This is a genomic window from Mesobacillus sp., assembly GCF_047739415.1.
GTDB lineage: Bacteria > Bacillota > Bacilli > Bacillales > Cytobacillaceae > Mesobacillus.
The window spans coordinates 1-3,332 of sequence record NZ_JBIQOE010000260.1; the positions used below are offsets into that span (position 1 = coordinate 1).

The 3,332-nt window shown below is 43.6% G+C and carries 3 protein-coding genes; all 3 read left to right on the forward strand.

Annotated elements, in window-relative coordinates; genetic code table 11:
- The first annotated feature begins 242 nt into the window (after positions 1 to 242).
- The 3 genes from spoVG (at position 243) to ACH0QE_RS20155 (ending at position 3,159) form a co-directional block, all read left to right on the forward strand.
- Positions 243 to 533, forward strand: a complete 291-nt coding sequence (spoVG, locus tag ACH0QE_RS20145; RefSeq protein WP_023613316.1) for a septation regulator SpoVG — start codon at positions 243 to 245, stop codon at positions 531 to 533.
- Positions 534 to 810: 277 nt separating this feature from the next.
- Positions 811 to 2,184: a bifunctional UDP-N-acetylglucosamine diphosphorylase/glucosamine-1-phosphate N-acetyltransferase GlmU gene (gene glmU, locus ACH0QE_RS20150; protein WP_415802254.1), complete on the forward strand. Its 1,374-nt coding sequence runs from the start codon at positions 811 to 813 to the stop codon at positions 2,182 to 2,184.
- An 18-nt stretch (positions 2,185 to 2,202) separates the two neighbouring features.
- Positions 2,203 to 3,159 (forward strand): ribose-phosphate diphosphokinase, encoded by a 957-nt coding sequence (locus tag ACH0QE_RS20155; RefSeq protein WP_415802255.1) that lies wholly within the window; start codon positions 2,203 to 2,205, stop codon positions 3,157 to 3,159.
- Positions 3,160 to 3,332 lie beyond the last annotated feature (173 nt).

Below are 3,332 nucleotides of genomic sequence, written 5' to 3' on the forward strand. Positions count from 1 at the left end.
CTGTATAGGATCTCAGAAAGAGATAAAAAAGTAATAACTTTTCAGAGACGTTTTTTTTACTCGTCAATAGCCAAAAAAGCCTATTTTAAAGGATTTTAAGCTATAAAAAGGCTTTCAAAATGGAAATGTTCATAAATTCGCCCTATTTTTTCAAAAAAATTTTCTTGTAAAAGAAGGAGATTTGATTTCAACGTGGAATTATTTAACTAGAATTTTATCTATTTGTAAAGGTGGTGAACAGAATGGAAGTAACTGACGTAAGATTACGCCGCGTTAATACAGATGGACGGATGAGAGCGATCGCTTCCATCACGCTTGACAACGAGTTTGTTGTCCATGATATCAGGGTGATTGATGGAAACAACGGCCTATTTGTTGCAATGCCAAGTAAACGCACTCCAGATGGCGAGTTCCGTGATATCGCGCATCCGATCAATTCGGGTACACGCGGAAAAATCCAGGATGCTGTTTTGGCAGAGTACCACCGTTTAGGTGAATTAGAAGTCGAATTCGAAGAAGCTGGCGCTTCCTAGAATATATAAGTGTATAACATCAAGAGCCTGCTGCTTAAGTTAGGCTCTTTTTTATTTCCCCGGTTCGTCCCCTCTTAAACCTCTTTTTTTAAAAAACTTCTTTTATAATAATTGTCTAGCTCCAGCGCTTGTCGGAGTTGGGCGGTCGCCTCCGCTTTTCGCTTAATACTCTCCCCCCTAAACTGACAAATAATTGTACTTGTTCTTCTATTCTTGAAATGGCCGGCTATTTAAGATATATTCGTAATGGATAAAAAGGTAAATTGGAGGCCTGCTAATGTCTAATCGTTATGCAATCATTTTAGCAGCCGGTCAGGGAACAAGAATGAAGTCCAAATTGTATAAGGTACTTCACCCTGTATGCGGCAAGCCAATGGTACAGCATGTAATTGACCAGGTGAAAAGTCTTAATATAAACGAAATTGTGACCATTGTCGGTCATGGAGCAGAAAAAGTGAAAGATCAGCTAGGTGAGGACAGCCAGTATGCCCTTCAGGCTGAACAACTGGGTACAGCTCATGCTGTGCAGCAGGCAGGGGACATGCTTGCAGACAAAGAGGGAGTCACAATCGTGGTCTGTGGTGATACTCCGCTGATCAAGGGTGACACAATGGAGGCTCTTTTCAAACATCATGAAGAGACAGACGCCAAAGCAACTATCCTGACTGCGAGAGCTGAGGATCCAACTGGCTATGGCAGGATTGTCAGGAACGCGGAAGGTTTTGTTGAAAAAATCGTTGAGCATAAGGATGCGAGCGAACAGGAAAGAAGCATCAATGAAATCAACACTGGTACATATTGCTTCGACAACAAAATGTTATTCGATGCGATTCAAAATGTATCAAACGATAATGTCCAGGGAGAATACTATCTTCCGGATGTCATCGAGATCCTGAAAAACCAGGGCGAAATCGTTTCTGCATATGTGACGGATAGCTTTGCTGAGACACTTGGCGTCAATGACCGCGTGGCTCTTGCGGAAGCTGAACGCACGATGAAAAAGCGGATCAACGAGTATCATATGCGCAATGGCGTATCGATTATTGATCCTGATAACACGTATATTGGACCGGATGTGAAGGTTGGACAGGATACGGTTATTTTCCCGGGAACAACACTTTCTGGCAGCACAGTCATCGGTTCTGAATGCCAGATTGGACCAAATACTGAAATCAGTAACTGCGAAATTGGAAACAATACGGTTATCCGCCAATCAGCTGCCTTTGACAGCAAGATTGGCTCTGAAGTCAATATTGGGCCTTTCGCGCATATCAGGCCAGATTCTGATATCCATGATGAAGTGAAGATCGGCAATTTTGTCGAAATTAAAAAAGCGGTATTTGGCAAAGGAAGCAAGGCTTCCCACCTAAGCTATATCGGTGATGCAGAAGTCGGCGCTGATGTGAATATCGGCTGCGGCTCGATCACAGTGAATTATGATGGCAAAAACAAGTTCTTGACCAAGATTGAAGATGGCGTATTCATCGGCTGTAATTCCAATCTTGTTGCACCAGTGACGATTGGGAAAGGTGCATATGTAGCAGCCGGTTCCACGATCACGGAAGATGTTCCAGGTGAAGCACTAGCGCTTGCGCGTGCTCGTCAAGTCAACAAAGAAGATTATGTAGGGAAAATGAACGTAAAGAAATAAGAGTCTTGGAGGTCCATAATGTCAAACCAGTATCTTGACCCAAATTTGAAGGTTTTTTCACTTAACTCAAATGTTGAACTTGCCCAGGAAATCGCGAAGGTAATCGGGGTAGAGCTAGGGAAATGCTCTGTATCCCAGTTCAGCGACGGAGAAATCCAGATTAACATTGAAGAAAGCATCCGTGGCTGCGATGTGTATGTCATCCAGTCAACTAGCTCTCCAGTAAATGAAAACATCATGGAATTACTGATCATGATCGATGCATTAAAGCGTGCATCAGCTAAAACAATCAATATTGTTATGCCTTATTACGGTTATGCGCGTCAAGACCGTAAAGCACGCGCGCGTGAGCCAATCACGGCTAAGCTTGTGGCGAACCTGCTCGAAACAGCTGGTGCAACTCGCGTGATCACGCTCGATCTTCACGCTCCGCAAATCCAGGGATTCTTCGACATACCAATCGATCACTTGATGGGAGTGCCAATTCTTGCTGACCACTTCAACAGCAAGGAACTAAATGGAGATGTCGTCATCGTTTCTCCAGACCATGGCGGTGTTACTCGTGCAAGAAAAATGGCTGAAAGACTAAAGGCGCCAATCGCAATCATTGATAAGCGCCGTCCGAAGCCGAATGTTGCTGAAGTCATGAATATCGTTGGTAATATCGAAGGCAAGATCGCAATCCTGATTGATGATATCATCGATACAGCTGGAACAATTACATTAGCTGCAAATGCTTTAGTTGAAAATGGGGCACTTGAAGTTTACGCTTGCTGTACACACCCTGTATTGTCAGGTCCTGCAATTGAGCGTATCGAAAACTCCAAAATCAAAGAACTGGTTGTGACAAATACAATCGCGCTTCCGGAAGAAAAGCGCATTGACAAAATCGATCAGCTGTCTGTTGCTCCATTGATTGGGGAAGCGATTATCCGCGTCCACGAAGAGCAATCAGTCAGCACATTGTTTGATTGATTTTTATAAGGGATTTCAGGCTTGCCATGCGGCAAGCCTACTCTTGTTTCTGATTACTTTTATATACGGTCTAGGCTGACCAAGGAGCTTGCGCTTTTTTCATGCCTTTCCGAAGAAGAGGCTGAGGCTGTCAAGAAAAGCTGGTTATTGTGACAGGTTTTGAGGATACAGGG